The following is a 26,566-nucleotide window of genomic DNA, read 5'->3' as shown; positions in this document are numbered from 1 at the left end:
AGGTACTCAGAAGAATATTACACACAATCATCAGGTGGTAATGAGCATGACCAAGATGCCAGATATTCTGTGGCTTGCAGAGATAAAAAAAGAGGACATTCCGTCGGTTGGGGGGAAAGGTGCCTCCCTCGGAGAAATGACCTCGGTCGGTCTGCCGGTCCCCGGTGCGTTCGTCGTCACCGCGCAGGCCTTCAGACGTTTCCTTGAGGAAACCAACATCGATGAAGCGGTTTTTTCCCTTCTGCAGGGGCTTGACGTTGAGGATGCCGACCTCCTTGAATCGACCGCGACACGGGTGAAGGAGATCGTCATGAAGGCGTCAATGCCGATGGACCTGCGCGAGAAGATCATTTCCGCCTACGGCTCCATGGGTGAGGGCGTCATCGTTGCGGTCCGGTCCAGTGCGACGGCCGAAGACCTCCCGGATGCAAGCTTTGCCGGCCAGCAGGAGACCTACCTCAATATCAAGGGGGATGCAAACCTCCTTGAGGCGGTCCAGATGTGCTGGGCGTCCCTCTATGGTGCACGGGCAATCTACTACCGCGCCAAGCAGGGCTTCGACGATCGGAGTGTCGATATTGCCGTCGTCGTGCAGCAGCTGGTCAAGTCAGAAAAGGCCGGTGTCCTGTTCTCCTCGCACCCCGTGACCGGGGAGCCGACCACGATTATCGAAGGGTCCTGGGGTTTGGGCGAGGCTGTTGTTTCGGGTGCCGTATCGCCAGACAATTATGTCTTTGATCAGCGTTCAAAGAAGGTCGTTGACCGGTACATTGCCACCAAAAATATCGAGATCCTCCCGGATGGCGACCATGGCACCAAGGAAGTGCCGGTTCCCGCCGATCGCCGTGACATCCCGGTCCTCTCCGACAGCGAGATTGCCGATCTTGCCCGGTACGGGAAGATCGCCGAGGATCACTATGGAAACCCGCAGGACGTCGAGTGGAGCATTGTGGAGGGCACCATCTACATTCTCCAGTCCCGTCCGATTACCACCATCTCACAAATGCATTCCAAGGAGGCTGCGACCGTGCAGGAAAATGTATCAATAATTCTGGAAGGACAGGGCGCCTCCCCGGGGATTGCCACCGGCGAAGTCGTCATCGTGGATTCGGTCAGGGATCTTGCGAAGGTGAAGGAAGGAGACATCATGGTTGCAAAGATGACCAACCCGGACATGGTCCCGGGTATGCGCAAGGTCTGCGCCATCATCACCGATGAAGGAGGCATGACCTGCCATGCGGCCATCGTCTCCCGTGAACTCGGAACGCCTGCCGTTGTCGGTACACGCACGGCGACCCAGACCCTCAAAGAGGGACAGGTCGTAACGGTCGATGGTGAAAAGGGACTGGTCTTCGAAGGGAGGGTCAGTGCCCCCCGGGAGGAGGCGCCCGCCCCTGTTGGAGGGTTTGTCGCGGCACCGATCATCACCGGCACCTCCATCAAGGTCAATGTCTCACTTCCCGAGGCCGCTGCACGTGCTGCGGCGACCGGTGCGGATGGTGTCGGGCTCCTGAGAATCGAGCACCTGATCCTTGGTCTCAACCGGACCCCCGGCTGGTTTATTGCACACAACAAGGAAGAGGAATTCGTAGAAGAACTCTACCGTGGGATTAAAACGGTCCTCGATGCATTCCCCGGAAAACCGGTCTGGGTCCGCACGCTTGATGCACCCACCGACGAGTTCCGGAACATGGAGGGTGGAGAGAACGAACCCGACGAGCACAACCCGATGCTCGGATGGCGCGGCATCCGGCGCGACCTCCAGCAGACCGAGCAGTTCCGCCTTCAGGTGGAGGCGTTCAAGCGTCTCTGGGCCGAAGGCTACTCGAACATGGGCCTCATGTTCCCGCTCGTCGGCCACCCGCGTGAGTTCATCGCCGCCCGTGCCATGCTCGCGGGATGGGGCGTCGATGTGGCAAACACCACCCTCGGCGTCATGATCGAGATTCCGTCCAGTGCTCTTCTCATCGACGACTTCATCGCGGCGGGCATCAACTTCGCCTCCTTCGGCACGAACGATCTCATCCAGTACACCCTTGCAATCGACCGCAACAACCAGAATGTTGCGGGCATGTACGAACCTAAACATCCGGCAGTACTCAAACTCATCGAGTATGCCATCGGCCGGTGCCGCGAAGGCGGCGTCGAGTGCTCCATCTGCGGGCAGGCAGGGTCCGACCCCGAGATGGTCGAATGGCTCATCCGTACCGGGATTACCAGCGTCTCCGCAAATATCGATGCGGTGCCGAAAATCCGTGAGACCGCTGCACGGACCGAGCAGCGGATACTCCTCGAGATGGCGAGAAAGTAATGCGAACGGCGGGTTGTCCTGAAGAAAAGATCCTCTCTTTTCTCTCTTCTCAGAAAGCAAAAGACCGCTGCTACCGCAAGGTCCTCTCCTCAATGTGCACCCTTCCGCATCCGCTTGCAGTGAAGGTGCAGGAGATGTTTATTGAGTCGAACCTGGGCGATCCGGGCCTTTTTCAGGGGACTGCCGAGATAGAGACCCTTCTGACCGAAGAACTCGGATCACTGCTCCACCTCTCCGGGGTATGCGGCTATGCGACGTCCGGCGGGACGGAGTCCAATATCCAGGCATTGCGGATAGCCCGGAAGGCAAAACCCGTTGCATCGCCGAATGTCGTCGTCCCGGAGTCGGCTCATTTCTCCTTTGAGAAGGCCTGTGATCTCCTCGGCCTTGAGATGCGCACCGTCCCCTCGGACGGAAGGTACCGAATGGATGTGGATGCGGCGGAACGCTTCATTGACGACCAGACGATTGCCCTTGTAGGGATCGCCGGGACGACCGAATATGGTGTTGTCGATCCGATCGAGCGCCTTGCCGAACTTGCCCTCGAACGACAGGTCCACCTCCATGTGGATGCCGCCTTCGGGGGGTTGGTCCTCCCGTTTCTCGAAGACGCACCGGTCTTTGATTTCCGTCTGGATGGTGTCGCAAGCATCTCTGTGGACCCGCACAAGATGGGGATGTCGACGATTCCCGTCGGATGCCTCCTGACGCGGGAAGAATCGATGCTCTGCGCCCTCAATGTTGATACCCCGTACCTGACTGTAAAAAAGGAGTTCACTCTTGCAGGGACCCGCCCGGGCGGTGCGGTCGTCGGGGCATGGGCCGTCCTTCAGCTCCTTGGACGGGATGGCTTTACCCGGATCGTCCGGGAGTGCATGGACAGGACACGCCTTCTGATTGACGGCATGGAAGGCTACGGCTACCCTGTCGTCGTCGAACCCGAGGTCAATGTCGCCGCCTTCGAGTGCCCGAATACCCCGGAGGGATGGCAGGTCTCCCGGACACGGGACGGCCATATGCGCATCGTCTGCATGCCGCATGTCTCCACACAGGCGATTGAGAATTTTTTGCATGATATAGGTGAAATGAATGTTTGACAAACTTGTTGCATCACTGGAGAACTGTCCGATTGTACGTCGCGGCGAATATAACTATTTCATTCACCCGATCAGCGACGGGGTGCCGGTCGTCGAACCGGGCCTCCTGCGGGAAGTGGCCGTCGGCATGGCGCGTGTTCTCGACCTCGAAAATGTCGACAAGATAGTGGTTGCCGAGGCGATGGGCATTCACATCGGGGTCACCCTCTCGTTGATGACCGACATCCCGCTCACCATCGTCCGAAAGCGGCACTACGGTCTGCCCGGGGAGTGTGCCCTTCACCAGACGACCGGCTATTCCAAGGGAGAGCTCTACATGAACGGTGTTGCCGCCGGCGAACGGGTGGCGGTCGTGGACGATGTGCTTTTGACCGGAGGGACGATGGTCGCCATGCTCGAAGGGCTTGAGAAGTGCGGGGCGCATGTGCAGGACGTGCTCGTCGTCATCAAGCGCGGAAACGTTGATATCGGCCGTGAGTACAAGGCACTGGTCGAGATCGAGGTCGATGAAACGGGCGTCAATGTCATCAATACTTACTTCTGATCTCCTTGCCCGTATCCGGGCTACCGGTGCCCGGCGGCTCTCCCTCCAGTTCCCCGAGGGACTCAAGAGGCAGGCATTCCCCGTTGCACGTGCCCTGAGAGCGGAAGGGTACGACGTGATCATCAGCGGAGACCCCTGTTACGGCGCCTGCGATCTCGCCGAGGATACCCTCGCCTTCGCAGACGTTCTCGTCCACTTCGGGCACGCCCCGGTGGAGGACCGGGACGGTGTCATCTACGAATACGTCAGGTACGATTTTGACCCGGCGGTGGTGGAGGCGGTCATCCCTCTTCTTCGGGAAACAGAGGTGGGGCTTGTCACCACCATCCAGCACGCCCATCTCATCGACGATATCGCAGGGGTGCTCGAGTCCCACGGGATCACCGCGGTTATCCGGGACGGTGCACCACGGGCGCCCTTCAGGGGGCAGGTGCTCGGCTGCTCCTTCGAGGCCGCAAAACGAACCGGGGCACGTGAGGTTCTCTTCGTCGGGACGGGAGTCTTCCATCCCATCGGCATCCGGCTTGCGACGGGTGCGAGGGTCGTGGCATTCGACCCCGTGACCGGAACGGCGGGGGAGGTCGATGCCGACGCTCTTCTCCGGCGCCGGTTTGCCCAGATAGAAAAGGCGCGGGATGCGGCGAGCACCGGTATCATTCTCTCGACGAAGACCGGACAGGCCCGCCGGGAGGAGGCCCGCCGCCTTCTTGGTCTCCGGGAAGGAGCATTCTGCATCACGCTTCGTGAGGTCTCCCCCGATGCGCTGCTGAATCTCGGCTTCGGGTGTTATGTCAATACCGCATGTCCCCGGCTTGCCTATGACGACCAGGTCCGCTTTCCCGTCCCCGTTCTCTCCCCGCCTGAGTATGAGATTGTCTGCGGGGTCAGGGACTGGGACGACTACCAGATCGATGAGATCAGGTGAGATTCGTGAAAATCCGGCACCTGGAGATGGAACTCGAGACTCTGGAGGGGTTCGAACGGCCCGAGGCGGCCCTCGAGCAGTATGCCACGCCTGCAACGGTGGCGGCGCGGTTTCTCCATGAGGCAGACCGGCGGGGGGACATTCGGGGCCTCCGGGTGCTTGACCTCGGGTGCGGTGCGGGGATTCTCTCGTGCGGTGCGTGGATGCTCGGCGCCGGTGAAGTGATCGGCATCGATATCGACGGGGCGGCCCTGGATGTGGCACGGCGCAATGCAGCCTGCATCGATGCGGATATCACCTTTCTGGAAGGAGATATCGCCGGAATGACCGTCCCGCCCGCTGACTCCGTGATCATGAACCCGCCCTTTGGTGCCCAGCGTGTCCATGCCGACCGACCGTTCATCGATGCGGGGCTCGCATCTGCAGAGGTGGTGTGGGGGATCTTCAATGCCGGGTCGGCGAGATTTGTGGAGGCCTACATCCGTGGCCGCGGGGTGGTGGATACGCTCATCACACACCGGTTTCCCATCTCGCGAACCTTTGCGCATCACACGAAGGACCGGGTGACGATCCCGGTGGAATTCATCCGCATCGTGCGGGAGGAGGGAGCATGAACGAGACACGTGCCATCTTCGGCCTCTCTGCGGCGCATGTGGTGACCGACATCTACTCCCCGGTCATCGCCGCCATTCTTCCGCTCCTCATTGTCCAGAACAATTATAGCTACTTCATGGCTGGGCTCATCGTCACGGTGTGGAATCTGACCTCCTCGTTTACCCAACCGGTCTTCGGGTGGCTCTACGACGCACGGGGGAAGGCCGTCCCGGTGAAGGTGACGATACTCATCTGTGCGGTCTTCATATCGGCCATCGGGCTGGTGCAGTCATACTGGGTGATCCTTCTCTTTGCCGTCTGTGCGGCGCTTGGGCATGCTCTCTTCCACCCGGCTGCGCTCGGGCTCGTCTCCCGGCTGGCGCACGGCCCGGCCCGCGGGCGGCTCACCTCCTTCTTCGTGGTGGGGGGCAACATCGGCTTTGCCGTGGGGCCGATCATTGCCGGCGGTCTGGTGGCCCTCTACGGACTTCATGGTCTGGCCCTTATGGTGATCCCTGCCGTCCTCATGGCGTTTGTCCTCCACCGCATTCTCCCGTCGGAACAGGAGGTGGCGGCGATACCGCAGCCTCCCCGGATGGTCGGCGGTGACGTGGCGGACCAGCGGCGAATGGTCCGTGCAGCAGGGATCCTCGTCAGCGGTTCGGCGTTTCGGGCCTGGGCGATATTCGGTTCAGTGGCGTTTCTTCCGACCTTCCTGCACCAGGTCAAGGGGCTCGACATCGTCTCCGCCAACCTTCTCGTCTCCTGCATGCTCTTTGCCGGAGTGCTCGGACAGGTGATCGTCGGCACCCTCTCGGATACCTATGGGAGAAAGGAGCTTGTGCTCTTCTTTACCGCACTCTCCATCCCGTTCTTCCTGCTCTTCATGGCAACGTCCGGGATGCTGTCGTTTGTGTTTCTCATCGCATTCGGATTTGCCCTGTGGTCCACCTTCTCGACGACGGTTACCATGGCACATGAACTGGTTCCCGGCAATGTCGGCCTGGTCTCCGGACTGATGCTCGGTCTTGCCGTAGGGGCGGGGGGGGCAGGGGTGGCGGTCAGTGGTTTCTATGCAGATATGACGAGCCTTGCCGCATCGATGCAACTCTTTGTCCTGCCGGTCCTTGTTGCCCTCGTGCTCTTCTTCCTCGTCCCCTATCCATGGAGGCGGTCGGTATCGGCACAGAGAAAGGATATTTAGGTGCACCGCTTATTTTCGGTTACCCATGGTAACCCGGTTCAGGCGATATGGACAGATCGCCGACATCCTCATCAAGTATGGCTTTGGCATTGCCCTGGAACAGATGTATCCCGGCACAACAACCCGGCGGCGTCCGTTCAGGAGGAAGAAAGAGCCGGAGATATACCTGAGCGAGTATGAACGGGTGCGCCTTGCCCTTGAGGAACTGGGGCCGACATTCATCAAATTCGGGCAGATGGTAAGCACCCGAAGGGAGATGCTCCCCCCGGAGCTCATTGAGGAGCTGCAGGCCCTTACTGACAGGGTAAAACCTGTCCCCTTCGATGAGGTTCGGGGAACCATAGAAGAATACTGCGGCCCGATCGAGAAGACGTTCGCATATTTTGAAGAGGTGCCGACCGCATCGGCTTCGCTCTCACAGGTCCACCGGGCAATGCTCAGGGACGGGACAGTGGTGGCGGTCAAGGTCCAGCGTCCGGGCATAGAAGACATCATAGAGGTGGACCTGAAGATCCTCGCCTCCCTTGCCGAACGGGTCGAGAAGAATTTTCCCGAGTATAAAATCTATAATCCGAGCGGGGTCGTCAGGGAATTCTCGGTCCAGATCCAAAAGGAGCTGGATTTTGTCAACGACGGAAAGAATGCCGACCGTCTGCGGGAGATCGTCACCGAAGTTCCTGCTGTGCGGGTGCCGCGTATTCACTGGGAGTATTCGGGGCCACGACTCCTCGTCATGGAATATATCCGGGGAGTCCGGGTCGATGACGTGGACGCGATACGGATCCTCGGGTTCGACACCAAGAAGATCGCCAATCGCGGCATCAAATCCTATATCAAGCAGATCCTCAAATACGGGTTCTTCCACGCAGACCCACACGGGGGCAACCTCCTCGTGGATATGAAGGGGGACCTCGTCTTTCTGGATTTCGGGGCGTTTGCAATTCTCCGGCCCGAGCGGAGGGAGGCCCTTGTTGCCCTCCTGATGGGATTTCTCGACAACGATGTGGATGAGATCATCGCATCGTTCCGCGACCTTGGGGTGGATCTCGATGATCGCATCCTCGATTCCTTCAAGGACGAGACCTACACGATCCTCAGGGAGTATTCCGGGTACGACATCCGGCAGTTTGATCTGGGGGGGCTCATGAAGCAGGTGCCGGGCCTTCTGAACCGGTATCGGCTGGTGGTTCCCATGAGCCTGATGCAGGCCCTCAAGGTCATCATCATGGTACTTGATACCGGGAAAAAGCTGGACCCGCACTTCCATTTCTCCGAGGAGGTCGGCCCCTATGTGGCGGAGATCGAACGGGAGAGTTTCTTCTCCCGGAGCACCCTGAAACGCTTTACCAAGGATACGTTCGATGTTATCGACGACTTCATCTCCCTGCCGCATGTGATCAACCGGGCGCTCATGAAGGCAACCGATGGTAGTGTGAAAATTGAAGTCGTCGGAACGGACATTGCCCGCCTCGCAAACTCCATCGACCGCGCCTCGAACAATCTCCTGATTGGCCTCATCACCGCAGCCATCGTCATCGGGTCGTCGCTGATGCTCTTTCTCTCCGATGAAAAGGGCAGTATCCCGTATAACGCGGCCCTCTTTGGGTACATCATCGCGGTCATCATCGGGCTCGTCTCCATCTACCGGGTCTGGAGGCTGAAGAGCTGAGAGTTAAGGGTCTGTCGTAGTGCATGACGTTCTTCTGTAGCGACCATAGAGCCGAAATCCGGCCTGAAAAATAGTATATTTGCAAATGGGGGATATTTCCCCTCAAGAGAGGTATCAGCTCGTCTTCAGGAGATAATCCGCAATCCAGTCGCCGACGTCGCTTGTCCCAAGCGACCCGCCGAGATCCACGGTGGTGGCACCGGCGGCGATGCTCGCCTCGATGGCACCGACCACCGCCGCCGCCCCTGCATGTTCTCCGAGGTGGTCGAGGAGAAGGGAACCCGCCCAGATGGTGGCAAGCGGGTTTGCCCTGTTCATCCCCTTGTACTTCGGTGCCGACCCGTGGATGGGTTCGAACATCGAGGTCCCCTCCGGGTTGATGTTGCCGCCGGGTGCAAGGCCCAGCCCTCCCTGGATCATTGCGCCGAGGTCGGTGATGATATCCCCGAACATGTTGGGGGTGACCACGACATCGAACCATTCGGGGTTTTTGACGAACCACATGGTCACCGCGTCGACGAAGTTGAACTCCGTGGTGACCTCAGGGTAGCGGGCGGCGGTCTCGGTGAAGACATCACGCCAGAGACCATACACGTCGGAGAGGACGTTTGCCTTGTCGACCGAGCTGACCTTCTTCTCCCGGTTCATCGCCAGCGCAAAGGCGTAGTCCATGACCCGGGCGGACGCCTCTTTTGTGATGATGCCGATCTGGTAGGCTATCTCCTCGGCATCGGTCGTCACGTCGAGGCCGAATTTCACCTGGTAGAGGTCGCGGACGACCTCCAGCTCCTTTGTCTCCCGCCCGCCGGTGAACCGGGATCCGATGCCCACGTAGAAGTCTTCGGTGTTTTCGCGGACGACGACGAAGTCGATGTCCTCCGGTCCCTTGTTTGCAAGGGGCGTTTTCGTCCCGGCAAGCATCTTCACCGGCCGGAGGTTGACGTACTGGTCAAAGGCGAACCGCATCGCAAGGAGGATGCCCTTCTCGAGGATCCCCGGGGTCACCCGGTCATCGCCGATGGCGCCGAAGTAGATGGCCCGGTAGCCTTTGAGCTCTGCCAGTTCCTCCTCTGTGATGAGGTCTCCTGTTGTCAGGTACCGGTCAGCACTGATGTCATAGTCGGTCCAGTCAATATCGAACCCGAACTTCTCTCCTGCCGCGTCGAGGACCGTTTTGCCCGCACCGATGATCTCGGGCCCGATGCCGTCGCCGCCGATGGACGCTACTTTGTACATAATTCCAGCTCCTTTATGATGTGTGCATATTCGACGAGCCCGCCCGCCGCGATGATCTTTCGCATGAAGGGGGGGACCGGTTCGATGTCGTGGCGGATACCGTTTGCCGTCAGGTAGCCCTCGTCGGGGAATATCTCGACCGTGTCGCCTTCCCCGATGGTATCCGCGTTCGGACAGATGACGGGGAGGACGCCCGTATTGATGCAGTTGCGGTAGAATATCCGTGCAAAGGATCGTGCAACGACCACGGTGATGCCTGCTCCCTTGAGGGCCAGCGGTGCGTGTTCGCGGGACGACCCGCACCCGAAGTTCTTCCCGCCGACGATGATATCTCCCTTGCGTGCCTCACGGGCAAAGTCGTCCCTTGTCCCCTCGAATGCATGCGTCGCCAGTTCGGCCGGGTCGTAGATGATCAGGAACCTGCCCGGGATGATCGCGTCCGTGTCGATATCGTCGCCGAATTTCCAGACCCGCATCTTTAGGCCACCTCCCTCGGGTCGGTGATGACACCTGACATCGCGCTCGCCGCCGCCGTTGCCGGGGAGCAGAGATAGACCTCCGCCTCCGTGCTGCCCTGCCTGCCCCGGAAGTTGCGGTTCGAGGTCGACAGCGAGACCTCTCCGGGGGCAAGGAGCCCGAAGGCGCCCCCCATGCACGGGCCGCAGGACGGGCCCTCGACGATCGCGCCCGCCTCGACGAACCGCTCGAGAAGGCCCGCCCGGAGAGTCTTCAGGTATTCGGTCCGGGATGAGGGGACGATGATTACGCGGATGTCCGGGGAAAAGCATCCGTCTTTGAGGACCTCGGCTGCTTCGACGAAGTCCTCATACCGGCCGTTGGTGCAGGAACCGATGAAGACCTGATTGACGGGGGTGCCGGCGACCTCGGTGACGTCGACCACGTTGTCGACATTGTGCGGGACGGCGACCTGGGGCGCAAGGTCGGTGACGTCATAGTCCTTCCATGCCGCGTAGGTGGCATCATCATCAGGAGTGAGATCCTCCTCCCGGGTGGTGCGGGCACCTATTGCGGCGAGGTAGGCACGGGTCGTTGCATCCGGAGGGACGATGCCTGCCTTGCCGCCCATCTCGATTGCCATATTGCAGCAGGTCATCCTGCCGGGAATATCCATTCCCTCGATTGCGGAACCGGTAAACTCCACCGCCTTGTAGGTGGCCCCGTCGGCCCCGAGGTCGCCGATGATGGAAAGTACGAGGTCCTTTGCCCCGACGCGTGGTGCAAAGGCGCCGGACACATCCGCCCGGATACTCTCCGGGATGCGGAAGTAGAGAGCGCCGAACCGGAGGGCAAAGCCCATGTCGGTCGACCCGATACCGGTTGCAAAGGCACCGACCGCACCGTAGGTGCAGGTGTGCGAATCCGACCCGACGACAATGTCTCCGGGGAGAACACGGCCTTTCTCCACGGCAACCTGGTGACAGACCCCCTCGTGGACGTCGTAGTTGAGGATGCCCTGATCATCGGCAAACCGGCGCATCATGACATGGTTCTTCGCCGCCGGGATGGAGTCTGCGGGAACCTGGTGATCGAAGAGGAGAATGACCTTTGCCGGGTCGAAGACGGTGGTCCCCCCCATCTCCACGAATTTGTCGATGGCAAGAGGTCCGGTGATGTCATGGATCATCGCGGCATCGACGGGCGCCATCATCACATCCCCGGCACGGACGTCTTGTGCGCACCGGGCTGAAAAGATTTTTTCGGATATGGTTGCGGACATTGTGTTCCCTTCATGCTTATCTTACGCCTTAAGGCTATTCAATGCACCGTGCCGCAAAAAATAAAATTAAATATCTGGTGCACTTTGGAAAATGCCGTTTCACGCGTGTCATACGTGTGGCGCACGATTCTGTTTCCCCGAATTCAAAGTCCTATGTATTTATTGCCTATGGATTCCCCAAAATGAACTGGGGTGTTTTAGATGAATATAAGAGATTTCTCTCTACCGGGGGGTCTGGTTCCCCGGGCCATGGGTGGGATGAACATGCGGAGCGGTGCGACGGTCATACTGCTTGCCGGATTGTCCCTGGTTCTTCTTCTCTGCAGCGCAGGGTGCACGTCGCCGGTATCGGAGGAGACAATATCTGCCGAGGTTATCGAGGAACGGACGATGGCCAATTATGCCATCTATACGATCGAGGTTACAAATGACGGCATAATGGCTGTCAACGGTCTCAAGCTGAATGTCACCGTCGTCGACGGTCCGGTGGACAAACCGCGTCAGCTTGGCACGAAGATCGTTGAAGTCGGACGAATAGAACCGGGAGAATCGACAACTGTCAACGCAGAATTTTCCAATATGAAGCTCGGCGGGGCCGATGTGCGGGCGCTGGTCGAGGTCATCTGACGATCGAACCGATCTGCCATACGGGACGGCACCCGGTACGGGTGTCACAGCCCGTCCTTCTCTTTTCCCTCGTCCATGACCGAAGCAATAAATCTGCGTGAGGCATATCTATAGTGCAGTCCGGATTTGTGATACCTTTCCGGAAATGCCTGCGGACCCCCGTGGTGTAGTGGTCAATCATACCGGCCTTTGGAGCCGGTTACGGCGGTTCGAATCCGCCCGGGGGTATCTATTTTTGATGGTGTCTGCCATGGTTAAAAACGGTAGATTCCTCCCGTCAGCCTCTCCTCATCCACGATGGGAGCCTGCACCCCCACATTCTGCATATGACGAGGATGTTTATGAGGAGCAGAATGAGGATTATGGCGATCCCTGCCGCCTCGGCGGGGGTGCCGATGAACTCCGTTCCGGGAATGAGACGTGTCCCGGGGAAATCGACATTCGCAAACAGCCGGTATCCCGTGGTGAGAATGAGGACGGCGGGGATCACGTATTTGCAGAGTGGAAGAACGATTGCGGTCACCCGTCCCCCTGCATCAATCTGCGATTCAAGCACACTTTTCTCGAGGAACCAGGTGAAGGTCACCGATGTCAGGAGGGCAGCGATAGGGATGCCGAGCGTACCCACTGTTTCGTCAAGATAATCGAGTACCCGCACCCCGGCTATTGTCAGGGAAAATCCGCTGTAGCTGAGTGCCGAGGGGAGCCCGAGGGCGATGATACCCCCGGTCAAAAGGAGGGTAGTGCGGCGGCGTGTCCATCCAAGAGTCTCCCGGAGAGCGGCGGCGCTCACCTCCATCATGGAGACGGCAGAGGTGATTGCGGCAAAGAAGAGCACAAAGAAGAAGGCGACCGCGAAGAGCTGGCCACCGGGCATCTGGGCGAATGCCTTCGGGAGGGTGGAGAATGCGAGTTCCGAACCGATGGTGGGGGCAAATCCGAAGGAGAAGACAACGGGAAAGATGACTGTGCCGGCAAGAAAGGCCACACTGAGATCTGCGAGAGTGATGATGAGGGCGGAGCGCGGCAGACTGATATTCCGGGGGATGTAGGCTCCGTAGGTGAGGAGAATCCCCTGCCCGACCGAGAGGGAGAAGAACGCCTGACCGAAGGCGGCACTCCAGATGAGCGGGTTTGCAAGCACCGAGAAGTCCGGGGTGAGAAAATACCGCATCCCGTCGGCAAACCCGGGAAGAGTGGTGCCGATGAGGGCGAGGGCAAGAAGGATGAGGATGCAGAGGGGAATCATCACGACGGAGATCTTCTCAATCCCTTTCTGCACACCGATGGATACCACGAGGCCCGTCGCGAGGGCAGCGAGAACGAAGAAGGCAACCGGCTGGTAGGTGGCGGTGAACCCGGCGAAGGTCGTCATGGACCCCGTCGCGGAGAAGAGGGCATACGCGAGCGTCCAGCCGGTAATCACCAGATAGTAACTGAGGACGATGAAGAGGATCGCGCACAGCAACCAGCCGATTATATTAAACCGTGGGCGCACGCTCCTGAATGCAGAGACCACCGTTGCCCGGAAGTGACGACCCATTGAAAATTCGAGGATCATAAGGGGCATGGCGAAGAGGAAGACCGCGATGAGGTAGGGGATGAGATAGGCCCCGCCGCCATTCTGCCCGACCACCGCGGAGAACCGCCAGATATTGCCGATGCCGACCGCCGACCCGATCGCTGCCAGCAGGAACCCTGCTCGTGAAGACCACTGCTCCAAAGCATACCCCTCCGTAAATGCAGGAGGTAGTGTCGTCCGGGGATATATGTGTGTCCGTGGGTCCGGGACGGGTATGCCTGATGCGCAGAGGCGTTCCACGTCGCCGGGGTGGAGAGGGAAGTGGGAATCCTGCCAAAATGAAAGAAAGGAATATCAGACTCCATGAATGGGAGATCCCCGGGTGAGAGACGCATTTTTATAGGATACTGTGATATGAATCCGCTATGGCACTCAAAGGAGAAATAATCGAAAAGATTGCGGCACTCCTGACCGTGGCCTTCGGTCTGGTCGCCGCTCTCGCATGGAACGGTGCGATTCAGGCGATCTTCGCAGAGGTGTTCGGGACCGCCGAAAACATCCCGGCAATGCTTGCCTATGCCGTCATTGTAACAATCATCGCGGTAATTGTCACCATCTGGATAGCACGACTTGCCGACAAGGCAAAGGCTGAAGAATAAGGGGAGAGTGACTCACCGAGGGAGGGCAGGTGTCGGACAGAGCACCACCTGAAGAATCGGGGCTGTGGTCTTCTCTCAGCGAAGGCTCTTTCGGCGACACCCGCCGCTATATATATCTCCTGCGATGCTGATCACACACTATCCACATCGTATGGAGAGGAGAGACCCGAACCGTGGACAAACCAGACCCCGAAGACACACCCATCACCGAGATCATGCAGGAGGACTTTGCCCGTGTCCACCCGGAGACGCCGGTGGCCGATATCTACCAATCATTTACCCGACGTGGATGTGTCGACATCATCGTCTGCGACGAGGAGTGCCGGTTTCTGGGGATCATCACCCGGATGGATCTTCTCTCCGCGATTACCCCCGGCATGGGTATCCGGAGCAGGCGAAAACTTGGGTGCCTGGAGTGTCTGCACAAGAGTGCGGCAAAACATGCCTCTGAGCTCATGACCCGTAGTCATGTGACGGTCCCGGACTCGGCGACAGTGGCGGAGACTCTTCAGGCGATGGAAAAGAATAGGCATCCCGATGTGCTGGTGGTCAATGATGACGGCATCGCCCTGGGACTGGTGGAGATGTGCGATATTATTGCGTTTCTGGTCCGTGAAGGGCATATATAACCTTTGTATTTGCGGGAAGTTTCGCCGGGCATGGTAAAACCGGAGCATGCATGAAGATGGCTCATTGCCCTTTTTTATGAACCGGCGTCCTGGGATGATTCCTTTCCGGGGAGGTTCGCCCATTTGAACGCATGCTTCATGAGGAGGGGGGTGATGATGATCGTTGCAATCACCATCACGGTCACGGCGGAGAAGAGAGCGCTCCCGATAAGGCCTCCGACAAGGGCCACCTTTGCAACGACGAGTGCGATCTCCCCGCGCGGCATCATCCCGAGGCCGACGAGGATGGCCTGTGTTTTTTTCAGGAAATGGATGGACCCGATATATCCCCCCAGAACCTTGCCTGCGATCGCCACAACGACGAGGGGGATGATGTAGGGGGAGAGGAATGTCTCCGCAGTAAAACTGAACAGAAGGCCGATGGACGCAAAGAAGAAGGTCACGAAGAATCCGAACCCGAAGTCCATCAGGCTGTCGAAGAGGAGACGGTCCTTTCGAATCTGGTCGCCGAGGATGAGACCTGCGATAAACGCCCCGATGGAGTAATGCAGCCCTGCGGTGTGGGAGAGCCAGGCGCTCCCGATGGCGAGGATGAGGGCAATCGAATAGACCATCTCGTGTGTCTCAGTCTTTCGCGCCCAATCGAAGATCCACCGGAGAGCCCGGGGTGCGATGAGAACAAAGAGTACGAGAAACACGGCTGCGATGAGAAGTCCCATGGAGAGCGATTCAGCGGCAAGCGTGGTCCCCGGCATCGCAACAGCGGAGAGGATGCCGAGGAGCACAATCCCGATGATGTCATCCAGGACCGCGGCGCTTACGATGGCGGTCCCGACGTCCGTATTCAGCTGTTTGTAATCGACGAGAATCCTGACCGAAACACCGATGGAGGTGATGGAGAGGGCAATCGCTACAAAGAGTGTCTCTTCCTGGGAGAAGTGCAGGAGATACCCGAGGAGCGCTCCGGCGGCAAAGGGGATCACAACGCCTGCCGCCGCCGTTGTGACCGCGATATTGCGCCGTTCCAGGAATGACTTCAGGTTCATTTCCGCTCCGCTCACAAAAAGGAGCGCAATGATACCGATGTCGGCAAATATCTCGATCGTCTCATTCGTGGAGACCCATCCGAGGAGGGAGGGGCCGAGGAGGATACCTGCGGCAATCTCCCCGATGAGGGCCGGGTACCCCGCCCGCTCCACGAGCTCGCCGAAGAGCTTGGCACAGATGAGGAGCAGGAGGATCTCCAGGATGACGTCCATTCAATGGACTATCCGCTGTGGGGGGTGAAAAGTGCTTGGGCGGGGAATAATTGAAAAACCGGCATCCATGTCGTTTCGGATACGGGTGGCCTTAATCCGACGTATCCGGATCCGAAAGCCTGTTTTGGCATTCCTTCCTGGGATGGATGGAGGTTCAGTGGCTGTTTCGTATCATCCTCACCCCAGCCCCACATCGAGAATCATCATCACAACAAACCCAAGCATCGCCCCGAACGTCGCGGCATCCGCATTCCCGTTTCGCTGCGACTCCGGGACAACCTCTTCGATGACGACGAAGATCATCGCACCCGCGGCGAAGGCGAGGGCATAGGGGAGGATGGGTTTGGCGATGATCACCGCAGCCGCCCCGGCGACCGCTGCGACCGGTTCGACGAGGCCGGAGAGCTGGCCGTACCAGAAACTTCGCAGTGAGGAGAACCCTTCCCTTCGAAGGGGCATCGAGATGGCCATGCCCTCGGGGAAGTTCTGAATGCCGATGCCGATGGCAAGAGCGACGGCCGCGGTGAGGGTCTCGACGGGGTATCCTGCGGCAAGGGCCCCGAATGCAACGCCCACGGCAAGCCCCTCGGGGATGTTGTGCATCGTGATGGCAAGGATGAGAAGCGTGCTCCGGTGCCAGGAGGTCGAGATCCCTTCGGCCTCTTCATCGGGAAATCCTATGTGTAGATGAGGAAGCATCTTGTCGAGGGCACCGAGAGTGATTCCCCCCAGGATGAATCCGATGGCGGCGGGGAGCCATTCCGGGAGAGATCCTCCCGCCGAAAGTTCAATCGCCGGGAGAAGAAGCGACCAGAAACTCGCCGCGATCATCACCCCGCCGGCAAACCCGAGCATCACATCCAAAAATTTCCTGTTCACCTCCCTCGTCAGAAATACCGTCCCTGCCCCGAGCGCCGTCAACCCCCAGGTAAAGAGACCTGCCAGAAGCGCCTGCGTCACATGATTGAGATTGAGGAAGAATTCCCACATTGTGATTCACCCGGCGGGGTGCCATGCAGGTCCGGATGTGAAGGCCGCCCGCACATACCGCACCCATTTGATGGTTTCCATTCAAAATCCGAAGCTGTTCAGCTCATTCGTCCGGTCGCAAAGGGGGAAGGGTTTTCCCTCCCTACCGCAGGAACTTTGAGACGAACGGTGACGTCTCCCCCCGCCGGAGGAAATGTCCCGACGGCCCTTCGCCGAGGAACTCCGAGAACCATGATTCGTGCTCGATCTCCTCATGAAGGATTGAGAGGGCCAGATCATAGGTCCGGTGGTCCTTGCCTGCCGTCAGGTTGCAGATATGGGTGTACTGGCGGACCGCACACTGCTCTGCCTGCAGCAGGACCCTGATCATCGCGACGACATCGGTCGGGTCGTCGGGCAGGGACGCCGGAGGGCACCCGGAGATGTTGTGGAATTCCACCATGTCTGCAGGGAGTTCTCCGCCCAGTTCATAAATACGGGGGACCAGCGCCTCGAAGTGATTCCGGTCCTCGATTCGTGCCGTTTCGGCGATCTCCTTGAGCCCCTCGCCCTCCAGGCCGATCAGGTTGACCCGCAGAATCGTGTAGTAGTAAAAGGTCGTCAGTTCGGCCGCCGCATTTTTTACCAGCAGACTGACGAGATGATCGACATCAACTCCTGCATCCTCCACCATTTTTCGTGTAACTGTTGCCATACTGTTCCACCTCCTGGAACGCCCGATACTCACCTTCATGGCTTAAAAAACGTATGGGTCCCCCCCATGCTCCCGGGGATGCTCATCTGCCGGACGCGCTCCTCCATGTTCACCCGTACCTTTCTGCCATTGTGGGCTGATGGTTCAGGCTCCCGGTAATCACGGGTGAAACTCCGCATGTCGTTCGATTGCGACCCGCCCCAATTATTATTGCTTCTTATGGCCCTAACCCATCTCATGACGCAGAGGATTGCGCTTTTACCCCTCGTTCTGATCATCTGCCTCGTGGCGGTGATGAGCCCGGGGTGTACTACTGATCAGCAACCGGCCACCGAACCGACCGCAACCGTCGAACCGACCGTTCCTGCAGGAGAAGATTCCTATGCAACCGTGCTGGAGCCGGGGACCCTTGCATCCTTCATTGACAGGTATCCCGTTGGCACCCTTTCGGCGGAAGAGGAATCGGATATTCTCTTCATGCAGGAAGAAGAGAAACTGGCCCGCGATGTGTATGCGGTCTTCTACGAGACCTGGGGAATGCAGGTATTCAGGAACATCGGGAACGCAGAGCAGACGCATATGGACAGTGTTTCCGTCCTTGTCGAACGATACGGGCTGGAACCATCCTCCCGGATCAACATCCCCGGAGAGTTTGCCAATGCCGAACTCCAGGCATTGTATGACAGCCTGATCGACTCCGGTCTCCAGTCTCCGCAAGACGCTCTCCGTTCCGCCGCTCTTGTGGAAGAGACGGATATCGTGGATCTTCAGGACGCCCTCTCACGGACCGACAAGGCCGATATCGGCTATGTCTATGAAAACCTGATGCGTGGTTCGGAGAATCACCTGCGGGCATTTGTGCGAAACCTCGAACAGCAGGGTGAATCCTATACCCCCAAAGTCCTGACGGAAGACGAGTATGAAGAGATCGTCTCCACCCCCGTCCGGCCGGGAGGGTTTACCTGACCTTCGACAGGGGACTGGACAATCCCTCCCTTACCATCCCGTTGAGTATGGTGGCAGAGGAATGAGCATGATCCTGTTTCCTGTGAATATCCTCCTTAAACGCTGTCCAAGCCCCATTGAATATCAGGTCGCGCAGGCAAACGGACGGGTGCGACATCTCTATGGACGGTGTGATTTCTTGAAAGAAGGTCTGAAATCACTCGCTTTTCATGATCGGGCAGAATAATGTGATATTGCCGTTATTGGCAAATTCCTCTTTCAGAGGGGGAGTGGCGGTTGAAAAAATCGCCATTATGATTGTTTTTTTTGATTCAGGTGAATAATTTCAGTTATTTCTGATTCCGGGTCTTCGCAAGGCCTCCTGAAGTACCTTTATGTAGGGATTGGGTCCAAGGAATGGTGATGAACGGTACGGGTGCGGGGGACGACCTGACGGACAGGAGCATTTTCTTTGTGGAGGATGAGGTCATCATCGCGATGGCACTGGAAGACTCGTTACGTGATTTCGGATACCGGATAGCCGGGCGGGCAACCAACGGCGCGGATGCGATACGACTTGCAATAGAGAACGAACCGGACCTTGCCCTTGTCGACATCCGCCTCAACGGGGATATGGATGGCATCGAAGCTGCGAACAGGATATGTCGTCGGCTGGACATCCCTGTGATATTTTTAACAGCATACTCGGATGACACGACCCTCTCACGGGCGATCAAGACCAACCCCTTCGGCTACCTGATAAAACCAATCCGCCCCCGTGAACTCTATACCTCGATTGAGACGGCAGTCTATAAGCACCGGGCTCTCAGGGCAGAGGCCGAAAAACTGGCATATCTCTCCGCGGTGACGAACAAACTGGAAAATCCGGTCGAGCAGGTGAAGACGAGCCTTGAAGGAATGGTTGCCTCCATAGACCGGGAGCAGATAGACCTTCAGGACGTTTCGGTGATTCTCTCTTCGCAGGTAGAGGAACTCAACAGGGTTGCTGCGAACCTTCGGGATCTCAACAACAGCATATTCAGGGTATGAAATCCCCCTCTCTTTGAACAGCGGTTTGCATCGATCACAATCATTGAACCGTACCGGGGGCAATGTCTGAACACGTGGTGCCCGAAATATCCTGCCTTCCTTCCACTTCCCCGACCTACCGGCTCTCCCCCGACCAACCCTTTGATCTTGACCCCACCCTCTCCTGCGGTCAGGTCTTCCGGTGGGAACGCAGCGGGAGCACCTGGTACGGGGCCATAGACAACAAGCCGGTGGTGATCCGCCAGTCCGGTACTCTTCTGACCTACGCAGGATGCAGCGAAGCTGCCCTTATCCGGTATTTTGGTCTCGATGTCGACCTGGAAGCCGTCCTCCGGAGTGCCGGTGACGACGGCTATCTCGAAGCGGCGGCCCGGCGACACCGGGGTCTTCGGATAATCCGGCAGGATCCGTGGGAGTGTCTGGTCTCCTATCTCTGTGCGCAGAACACGTCCATCCCGCATATCCAGCGCATGCTGCGCAATCTCTGCTCGCGTGCAGGCGAGGAGGTATGCGGACCTGCCGGAACCGGGCATGCCTTCCCGGCGGCGGAGGTGGTTGCCGCCCTTCCGGCGGAAGAGAAGAAGGCCTGTGCATTCGGGTACCGGGCCGGGTATATTCACCGGACCGCCGAAGCCGTCGCGGTGGATGCACAGTGGTCCGAACGGATACGGGAGATGGAGTACGAGGACGCGAGGAGGGAGATGATGCGGTTTCCGGGTGTGGGCCCGAAGGTCGCCGACTGTATCCTCCTGTTTGGCTTCCAGAGGTACGAGTCGTTTCCGGTCGATGTATGGGTTCGGTCAATCATGCACACCTGCTACGGCGTCGGCTCGCAGGCAAGGACCCTCACGCCAAAGGAATATGAGACCATTCGTCGATTCGGACAGCGTTATTTTGGACTCTATGCGGGGTACGCCCAGGAATATCTTTTCGCCGACCGTGAGCACCTGATTCGAGTGAACAGAGTGAAATAATCCATGCACGGGGGTGCCAGCCTGCCGGGATGCAATTGTAAAAAAGAGGGGGGCCTTATGTGCCGATGTCCCAGCTGTTCATATAGGTGCACTGGTCCTCGGTCAGGGTGTCGATGCTGATGCCGAGGGACTGCAGTTTGATGGCGGCAACGGTGGTGTCTATTGCTTCGGGCACTTCATAGACGCCGCCGTTGAGGCTCGCACCATTGGTGTGGATATATTCCGTGCAGAGTGCCTGGAGGGCAAAGGAGAGGTCCATCACCTCAATGGGGTGGCCCATGCCCTTCGGGGTGGCAAGGTTGACCAGTCGCCCTTCGGCGAGGACATTGATGCGCCGGCCATTGATCACATAGGTATCGATGCCATCGCGCGTCTCTTTTGACTCTGCATGCTCCTCGAGCCACGGGATATCGATCTCCACATTGAAGTGACCGGCATTGGAGAGGATGACACCGTCCTTCATCCGGGGGAAGTGCTCCCCGGTGAGAATGGAGGTGTTGCCGGTGGTGGTCACGAATATGTCACCCTCGCGTGCGGCGTCTGTCATGGGCATGACGCTGTAGCCATCCATATGCGCCTCGAGGGCCCGGCGGGAATCGATTTCAGTGACGATCACCCGTGCGCCGAGGCCGTGGGCCATCCGTGCAAGTCCCCTGCCACAGTAGCCGTACCCGGCGACCACGAACGCCTTGCCCCCTATGAGGGTGTTGGTCGTGATCATGATCGAGGAGAGGGCGCTCTCGCCGGTGCCGTGGACATTGTCAAAGAACCGCTTCATGGGGGTGTCGTTGACGGCGATGACCGGAAACGCGAGTTTTCCGTCCGCAGCCATCGAACGGAGGCGGTGAATGCCGGTTGTCGTCTCCTCGCATCCACCGACGATCCCATCGAGGAGGTCGCGCCGTTCGGTGTGGAGGCGGTGGATAAGGTCCATGCCGTCGTCGATGGTAACGGTGGGACGGGCATCCAGCACCCTGTCGATGGCCGCATAATACTCATCCACGGCACACGCCCGTTTCGCGTAGCAGTGCACGCCGGCTACATCGTTTAAGGCCTCGGCCACATCGTCCTGTGTTGAGAGGGGGTTGCAGCCGGTAATATGCACCTCGGCGCCGCCAGCCGCAAGTGTCTCCACCAGCACCGCCGTCTTCGCCTCGACATGCAGCGCCATGCCGATTTTCACACCTTCCAGGGGCCGCTCCGCCTCGAACCGCTCCCTGATTGCACCGAGCACCGGCATATACTGCCGTGCCCAGTCCATCTTCTTTCGTCCGGTATTCGTCATGATCCACACCTGTAGCCGCCGGGAACCGGCGGCAGTCCATATTAGGTGTGTCGGGGGGCCTAATTAGGTTTCATACTTATACAGGATTGTATCCTATGGAGGATCAATGATCCAGCCGTCACGCATCCGGGCCCTGAACGACAGGGATGTAGAGGACGATGGGGCATATGTCCTGTACTGGATGCAGGCGTCGCAGCGAGCAATGGGGAATCATGCCCTTGAATATGCGGTCAGGAGGGCAAATGATCTCGGACTTCCGCTCTGCGTCTGCTTTGTCTGGACGCCGGACTACCCGGAGGCGAATCTGCGCCACTATGCCTTCATGGCCGAAGGACTGGAGGAGACGGCTGCCGCCCTCAAAGCCCGCGGTATCGGGTGGGTGGTCAGGTGCGGCAACCCGCCGGAAGAGGTGCTTCGCCTCTCGGCGGGTGCAGCCTGCACGGTGACGGACAGGAGTTATCTGGCAGCACCAAAATCCTGGCGGGTTGATGTTGCCCGGGAAATATCCTCTCCCTTCATTCAGGTGGAGTCGGACGTCGTCGTTCCGGTCGACACCGCATCGGAGAAGGAGGAGTGGTCGGCCGCGACGCTTCGGCGAAAGATCAACCGTCTTCTCCCTGACTATCTCGTGCCCCTGAAAGAATCCGGACCGGAGATTCCATTTGACAGGAATGAACCGGTGCTCCACGAGAGTGCGGATATTACTGCCTGTCTGTCGGACCCTGCCATCGACCGATCCGTGCCCCCGTCCCCTCTCTACCGGGGGGGAGCAGATGAGGCCCGCCGGTTGCTGAAGGTCTTTCTTGCGGAGAAGCTGGACCATTTCGGTGACCTGAGAAACGATCCATCGCTGGATTACGCCTCCCACCTCAGCCCATACCTTCATTTCGGTCAGATATCGCCGCTTTCGGTGGCCCTCGCTGCCATTGCGACCGGGAAGGACGCCGTCGAACCCTTCCTCGAACAGCTGATCGTCCGCCGGGAACTCGCCGTCAACTTCACCGAGAAAAATCCCGCTCATGCCACCTTTGCAGCACTCCCCGACTGGGCCCGCACCACGCTCTCCGAACACCGGGGGGATCCGCGACCATATGTCTATACCCCGGAAGAGCTGGAGGCGGCGCGGACGCATGATCCCTACTGGAATGCCGCCCAGGAGGAGATGGTTGTCACCGGCATGATGCAGGGATACATGCGGATGTATTGGGGGAAAAAGATCCTCGAGTGGTCCGCAACGCCCGATGAGGCCTTTGCAACCGCCCTTGTTCTGAACAACCGGTACGAACTCGACGGTCGGGATCCCAACAGCTATACGGGTGTCGCCTGGTGTTTCGGGAAGCATGACCGTGCATGGAAGGAGCGGGAGATCTTCGGGAAGGTAAGGTATATGAACGATGCCGGGCTGCGCCGTAAATTCGCCATCGATGCATATGTCGACCGGGTGGAGGATCTGAAGAGACGATATCGTGCCGGGGTGCAGGATACAAAACCCTAATACGCCCCTGCTGCAGAGATTATTCCAGCAATGACACTCACCAAACGTATCATTCCCTGCCTGGATATCAAAGACGGACGGGTAGTCAAGGGAACGAACTTTCTCGGGCTCCGTGATGCGGGAGATCCCGTCGAACTTGCCGCCAGGTACAACGAGCAGGGTGCGGACGAGGTGGTCTTCCTCGATATCACCGCGTCCAAAGAAGCGCGGGGGATTATCATCGATGTGATCCGGCGGGCGGCCGACGAGCTCTTTCTTCCGCTCACGGTCGGCGGCGGTATCCGCAGTCTCGATGATATGCAGCAGATTCTCCGTGCCGGTGCGGACAAGGTGAGTATCAATACGAGTGCGGTGCAGCACCCGGAGCTCATCAGTGAAGGTGCCGCAAAGTTCGGGGCCCAGTGTATCGTAGTTGCAATGGATGTGCGGCGCAATTATGAGATGCGTGAGGGTGTCACTCCCATCGACCTGCCGGACGGTGCCGTCTGCTGGTATGAAGTCGTCATCTACGGCGGCAGTCATCCGACCGGTATAGACGCCGTCGGGTGGGCGCTGGAGGCCGAGCGGCGTGGTGCGGGGGAGATCCTCCTCACCTCCATGGAGACGGACGGTGTGAAGACCGGGTTTGATATCGCCGTCACCCGGGCCATCTCCGAACGGGTGACCATCCCGGTCATTGCAAGCGGAGGTGTCGGTGCCATAGAGCATTTCTACGAGGGATTCGTGGAGGGAAAGGCGGACGCATGCCTGGCGGCGTCGGTGTTCCATTTCGGCGAGATGACGGTTCGGGAGGTCAAGGAAGACCTGGCCGCACGGGGTGTCCCGGTCAGACTCTGACGGGGACAATGTGCCTCTCTCCATTGCCATGCGGTGCAGCGCAGGGGCATTGCGTCCTCCCTGATTCTTTTTGAAACATTTAATGCATCGCCGGAATCATCCACATTCATGCGCAGTGCCAAACAAGTGAAACGGGCTTTTCCGATGGCGATGATGATTCTCCTCGCCGGAGCGGTATTCCTGTGCGGGTGCACGGGATATTCCGGCGGGGAATCTGGTTCTCCGCCGGAAATCACCGTGCTGACAACCTCCCCCACAAAGGTGCCTACAATCGAACCCGCCGCCGGGGAAGAATGGATAGTATGGCGGGAAGGGTCCAACACTCTCAATCCCCTTGGGGATTACTTCGCCTACGGTCCCAATGTGGACGGGAAGAAATTCAATGCCCTGAAGGTCGAGGTGCGCTCGCAGGAACCGGTGACTGTCCTCTTCCTGAATGACCGCGAACTTGCAAAATTCGAGGCGAAGATGGCAACCAATGCCGGGGAATTCATGCCCATTGCCCGGTATGACGATGTCAATTATCAGCTGATCGAGGTGGAATCCGACGAGGATCTCAATGTCGTCGTCTGGAACCAGGGGGCCCGTCTGACCGTGGCAGATTTCAATATCTGGTATAAAGTATAGCGATGTGCGGCCTGAAATTTCCGCAAAAAAAATGATTACGCCCTGAGAACCCGGAGATCGAGTTCGAAGGCTGCAACGGGCTGATCCAGCTCGAAGTTCAGGATCACCGCAGGGGATATCTCCCCGAAGACGCCTACTTTTTTGCCGTCCACGATGATATCACCGCGACGGCCGGGGATGAACGCAGGGTCTGCAGACTCCTCAACCGTATAGGCAAGACCAAGTTCGCGCAGGAGGGCGTCGGTGGTTGCATACATCTCCGAGAAGTCTGCGTCGGTGTGGATGGAGGCGGCGGCCACCTTCTGGAAGGTCCTGAGTCCTTCCACCACATCGCCCGTGGCAAAGATCCGCTGAGGGAGTTCCCGGTGGTGATTGATCTGGAGGGTTTCCATCAGGAGGGGGAGGATATCCGTTCTGACCGTCGTCTGCTCCTCGCTGATGGGGTGCATGACCCACAGGGCGCCGGGAGCGGGTTCGCGCTGCATATTGCGGAAGAGGACGCGTTCGCTCGTCAGGGTGAAGGGCATCAGCTCGACAAACCCGAGTCCGGCAATGATTCGCCGCACTGCTCCCATCATCACATTCACCGGGTGCTCCTTTCCGATGGTGAAGGATGCCGGCAGTTGCGCGTCGAAGTTGTCAAAGCCGTAGGCAATGGCCACGTCTTCGAAGACATCCCAGTCATGCATGATATCTGCACGGTAGCAGGGGATGGTAACCTCAAGGACGTCCTCGCCGGCAGGTTTTGCACCGATTCGCATCTTTGCAAGCATCGATGCCATCGTCGCGGCGTCAAGGTCGATACCGAGAAGCCGGTTGCACTCGGCGACACCGACACGGCGGGTCTGCGGGGCAAGCGAGGGCATCGGGGTGCCATTCACCTCGACGCTCTCTATGGTCGCGCCCGCCTCCGCAAGAGCGGTGCAGATGATGTTGACCGCCGTCATCACCGCCCGCTCGTCGGTCCCCGTGCAGTCGAGGAGGATGTTTGTCGTTGTCTCCGTCACCTTCGTCAGTTCGCCGTTGATGATCGGGGGAAACGAGAGGACGTTGTCCTCGGCATCGACGATGAGAGGCATCAGGTCGAAGGAGTCGACGATATGGGCATAATCGATGCCCTTCGGGTGACGCCCCATGATCTCATCGAGCGTCATCTCCTCCTCGAAATCGAGGGGAACGAAGGACCGGTCCCGCGGCGAGGCGATGTAGGAAAATGGCGCTGTGACCGTGTCCATATCGTGCACGCCGATGGCGACCTTTCCCCTGCCGCGGCCGACTGCCCAGTGCAGCGCCTCCTGCAGGCCCATCAGGGTCTCGATCCTCTCGCCGTTCAGGGAGACGTTGCGGATGACCGCCGAGCCCAGGAAGGGGCGGATTCCTTCAAGGTTCGGGTCGACCGAGAAGGAGATGCCCGATGGCTGCACGTCGTAGGCGGGACATCCCGTCTCCATCCCGAGAAATCCCCGCATCGCCCGGGCCACGCCTTCGGTCGAGAAGAGGTCCGGCCGGTCGGGGAAGAATTCCACGTCGGTGCGTTCCTCCTCGAAGCGTTCGATGTCGGCGCCGATCATCGGCAGCCGCTCGATGATGGTTTCCCGGTCGGTGCCGGTCAGTTCTTCGAGATAGTTATAGGGAAGGTGAATAATCGGCATGTG

General features: G+C 58.8%; 25 protein-coding genes and 1 tRNA gene. 17 read left to right on the top strand and 9 right to left on the bottom strand.

The window, feature by feature from the left end:
- The first annotated feature begins 46 nt into the window (after positions 1–46).
- The 7 genes from ppsA to AZH53_RS06990 are packed head-to-tail and all read left to right on the top strand — an operon-like array spanning position 47 to position 8,344.
- Positions 47–2,311, top strand: a complete 2,265-nt coding sequence (gene ppsA / locus AZH53_RS07020; RefSeq protein ID WP_319642801.1) for a phosphoenolpyruvate synthase — start codon at positions 47–49, stop codon at positions 2,309–2,311.
- Entirely contained in the window at positions 2,311–3,408 is a 1,098-nt protein-coding gene (gene mfnA / locus AZH53_RS07015) for a tyrosine decarboxylase MfnA (RefSeq protein ID WP_319642800.1), read from the top strand. Before ppsA ends, mfnA begins: the two co-directional genes overlap by 1 nt.
- Positions 3,401–3,952: a hypoxanthine/guanine phosphoribosyltransferase gene (gene hpt / locus AZH53_RS07010; RefSeq protein WP_319642799.1), complete on the top strand. Its 552-nt coding sequence runs from the start codon at positions 3,401–3,403 to the stop codon at positions 3,950–3,952. Before mfnA ends, hpt begins: the two co-directional genes overlap by 8 nt.
- Positions 3,930–4,877 (top strand): diphthamide biosynthesis enzyme Dph2, encoded by a 948-nt coding sequence (dph2, locus tag AZH53_RS07005; protein ID WP_319642798.1) that lies wholly within the window; start codon positions 3,930–3,932, stop codon positions 4,875–4,877. The genes hpt and dph2 overlap by 23 nt, the downstream gene beginning before the upstream one ends.
- Positions 4,878–4,882: 5 nt before the next feature.
- A complete protein-coding gene (locus AZH53_RS07000; protein ID WP_319642797.1) occupies positions 4,883–5,491 on the top strand; it encodes an METTL5 family protein in 609 nt (202 codons plus the stop codon).
- Positions 5,488–6,675, top strand: coding sequence for an MFS transporter (locus AZH53_RS06995; protein ID WP_319642796.1), 1,188 nt, complete (start codon positions 5,488–5,490; stop codon positions 6,673–6,675). Before AZH53_RS07000 ends, AZH53_RS06995 begins: the two co-directional genes overlap by 4 nt.
- A 25-nt stretch (positions 6,676–6,700) precedes the next feature.
- The gene (locus AZH53_RS06990; RefSeq protein ID WP_319642795.1) at positions 6,701–8,344 is read left to right on the top strand and encodes an ABC1 kinase family protein; all 1,644 of its coding nucleotides are present in this window, start codon (positions 6,701–6,703) and stop codon (positions 8,342–8,344) included.
- A 114-nt stretch (positions 8,345–8,458) separates the two neighbouring features.
- Here the strand turns inward: AZH53_RS06990 and AZH53_RS06985 are convergent, their stop codons facing one another.
- The 3 genes from AZH53_RS06985 to AZH53_RS06975 are packed head-to-tail and all read right to left on the bottom strand — an operon-like array spanning position 8,459 to position 11,318.
- The gene (locus AZH53_RS06985) at positions 8,459–9,580 is read right to left on the bottom strand and encodes an isocitrate/isopropylmalate dehydrogenase family protein (RefSeq protein ID WP_319642794.1); all 1,122 of its coding nucleotides are present in this window, start codon (positions 9,578–9,580) and stop codon (positions 8,459–8,461) included.
- Positions 9,568–10,056, bottom strand: a complete 489-nt coding sequence (locus AZH53_RS06980; RefSeq protein WP_319642793.1) for a 3-isopropylmalate dehydratase small subunit — start codon at positions 10,054–10,056, stop codon at positions 9,568–9,570. The genes AZH53_RS06985 and AZH53_RS06980 overlap by 13 nt, the downstream gene beginning before the upstream one ends.
- Before the next feature lie 2 nt (positions 10,057–10,058).
- Entirely contained in the window at positions 10,059–11,318 is a 1,260-nt protein-coding gene (locus tag AZH53_RS06975) for a 3-isopropylmalate dehydratase large subunit (RefSeq protein WP_319642792.1), read from the bottom strand.
- A 201-nt stretch (positions 11,319–11,519) separates the two neighbouring features.
- Here AZH53_RS06975 and AZH53_RS06970 point away from each other — a divergent pair, with 201 nt between their 5' ends.
- A complete protein-coding gene (locus AZH53_RS06970; RefSeq protein WP_319642791.1) occupies positions 11,520–11,945 on the top strand; it encodes a hypothetical protein in 426 nt (141 codons plus the stop codon).
- 155 nt (positions 11,946–12,100) lie between these two features.
- Positions 12,101–12,173: transfer RNA gene (locus tag AZH53_RS06965), tRNA-Gln, on the top strand.
- Positions 12,174–12,222: 49 nt separating this feature from the next.
- Here AZH53_RS06965 and AZH53_RS06960 read toward each other — a convergent pair.
- Positions 12,223–13,668 carry a sodium-dependent transporter gene (locus tag AZH53_RS06960; protein WP_319642790.1) on the bottom strand — a complete coding sequence of 482 codons (1,446 nt, stop codon included), beginning with the start codon at positions 13,666–13,668 and terminating at the stop codon, positions 12,223–12,225.
- Between the two features lie 224 nt (positions 13,669–13,892).
- Between AZH53_RS06960 and AZH53_RS06955 the strand changes: the two genes are divergently transcribed.
- The gene (locus tag AZH53_RS06955; RefSeq protein WP_319642789.1) at positions 13,893–14,126 is read left to right on the top strand and encodes a DUF5654 family protein; all 234 of its coding nucleotides are present in this window, start codon (positions 13,893–13,895) and stop codon (positions 14,124–14,126) included.
- 173 nt (positions 14,127–14,299) lie between these two features.
- A complete protein-coding gene (locus AZH53_RS06950) occupies positions 14,300–14,755 on the top strand; it encodes a CBS domain-containing protein (RefSeq protein WP_319642788.1) in 456 nt (151 codons plus the stop codon).
- Between the two features lie 74 nt (positions 14,756–14,829).
- Here the strand turns inward: AZH53_RS06950 and AZH53_RS06945 are convergent, their stop codons facing one another.
- From AZH53_RS06945 to dps, 3 genes are all read right to left on the bottom strand, one after another.
- A complete protein-coding gene (locus AZH53_RS06945) occupies positions 14,830–16,014 on the bottom strand; it encodes a cation:proton antiporter (protein ID WP_319642787.1) in 1,185 nt (394 codons plus the stop codon).
- Between the two features lie 177 nt (positions 16,015–16,191).
- Positions 16,192–17,004, bottom strand: a complete 813-nt coding sequence (locus AZH53_RS06940; RefSeq protein ID WP_319642786.1) for a ZIP family metal transporter — start codon at positions 17,002–17,004, stop codon at positions 16,192–16,194.
- Positions 17,005–17,146: 142 nt separating this feature from the next.
- Complete coding sequence (dps, locus tag AZH53_RS06935) at positions 17,147–17,698, bottom strand: DNA protection during starvation protein (protein WP_319642785.1); 552 nt, start codon at positions 17,696–17,698, stop codon at positions 17,147–17,149.
- 237 nt (positions 17,699–17,935) lie between these two features.
- Here dps and AZH53_RS06930 point away from each other — a divergent pair, with 237 nt between their 5' ends.
- The 3 genes from AZH53_RS06930 (at position 17,936) to AZH53_RS06920 (ending at position 20,667) form a co-directional block, all read left to right on the top strand.
- Positions 17,936–18,664, top strand: coding sequence for a DUF2202 domain-containing protein (locus tag AZH53_RS06930; RefSeq protein ID WP_319642784.1), 729 nt, complete (start codon positions 17,936–17,938; stop codon positions 18,662–18,664).
- 402 nt (positions 18,665–19,066) lie between these two features.
- Positions 19,067–19,693: a response regulator gene (locus tag AZH53_RS06925; RefSeq protein WP_319642783.1), complete on the top strand. Its 627-nt coding sequence runs from the start codon at positions 19,067–19,069 to the stop codon at positions 19,691–19,693.
- A gap of 62 nt (positions 19,694–19,755) precedes the next feature.
- Positions 19,756–20,667: a DNA-3-methyladenine glycosylase family protein gene (locus AZH53_RS06920; protein ID WP_319642782.1), complete on the top strand. Its 912-nt coding sequence runs from the start codon at positions 19,756–19,758 to the stop codon at positions 20,665–20,667.
- 55 nt (positions 20,668–20,722) lie between these two features.
- On the opposite strand, the gene AZH53_RS06915 is transcribed toward AZH53_RS06920, so the two are convergent.
- A complete protein-coding gene (locus AZH53_RS06915) occupies positions 20,723–21,952 on the bottom strand; it encodes an adenosylhomocysteinase (protein ID WP_319642781.1) in 1,230 nt (409 codons plus the stop codon).
- A 106-nt stretch (positions 21,953–22,058) separates the two neighbouring features.
- Between AZH53_RS06915 and AZH53_RS06910 the strand changes: the two genes are divergently transcribed.
- The 3 genes from AZH53_RS06910 to AZH53_RS06900 all read left to right on the top strand — a co-directional run bounded on the left by AZH53_RS06910 (position 22,059) and on the right by AZH53_RS06900 (position 24,911).
- The gene (locus AZH53_RS06910) at positions 22,059–23,447 is read left to right on the top strand and encodes a deoxyribodipyrimidine photo-lyase (RefSeq protein WP_319642780.1); all 1,389 of its coding nucleotides are present in this window, start codon (positions 22,059–22,061) and stop codon (positions 23,445–23,447) included.
- A gap of 30 nt (positions 23,448–23,477) precedes the next feature.
- Positions 23,478–24,284: an imidazole glycerol phosphate synthase subunit HisF gene (gene hisF / locus AZH53_RS06905; RefSeq protein WP_319642779.1), complete on the top strand. Its 807-nt coding sequence runs from the start codon at positions 23,478–23,480 to the stop codon at positions 24,282–24,284.
- Between the two features lie 108 nt (positions 24,285–24,392).
- Entirely contained in the window at positions 24,393–24,911 is a 519-nt protein-coding gene (locus tag AZH53_RS06900; protein WP_319642778.1) for a hypothetical protein, read from the top strand.
- A gap of 35 nt (positions 24,912–24,946) precedes the next feature.
- On the opposite strand, the gene pheT is transcribed toward AZH53_RS06900, so the two are convergent.
- The gene (gene pheT / locus AZH53_RS06895; RefSeq protein WP_319642777.1) at positions 24,947–26,563 is read right to left on the bottom strand and encodes a phenylalanine--tRNA ligase subunit beta; all 1,617 of its coding nucleotides are present in this window, start codon (positions 26,561–26,563) and stop codon (positions 24,947–24,949) included.
- Positions 26,564–26,566 lie beyond the last annotated feature (3 nt).

Source organism: Methanovulcanius yangii, assembly GCF_018687785.1.
Taxonomy (GTDB): Archaea; Halobacteriota; Methanomicrobia; order Methanomicrobiales; family Methanomicrobiaceae; genus Methanovulcanius; species Methanovulcanius yangii.
This window is presented reverse-complemented; position numbering and strand designations above follow the sequence as displayed.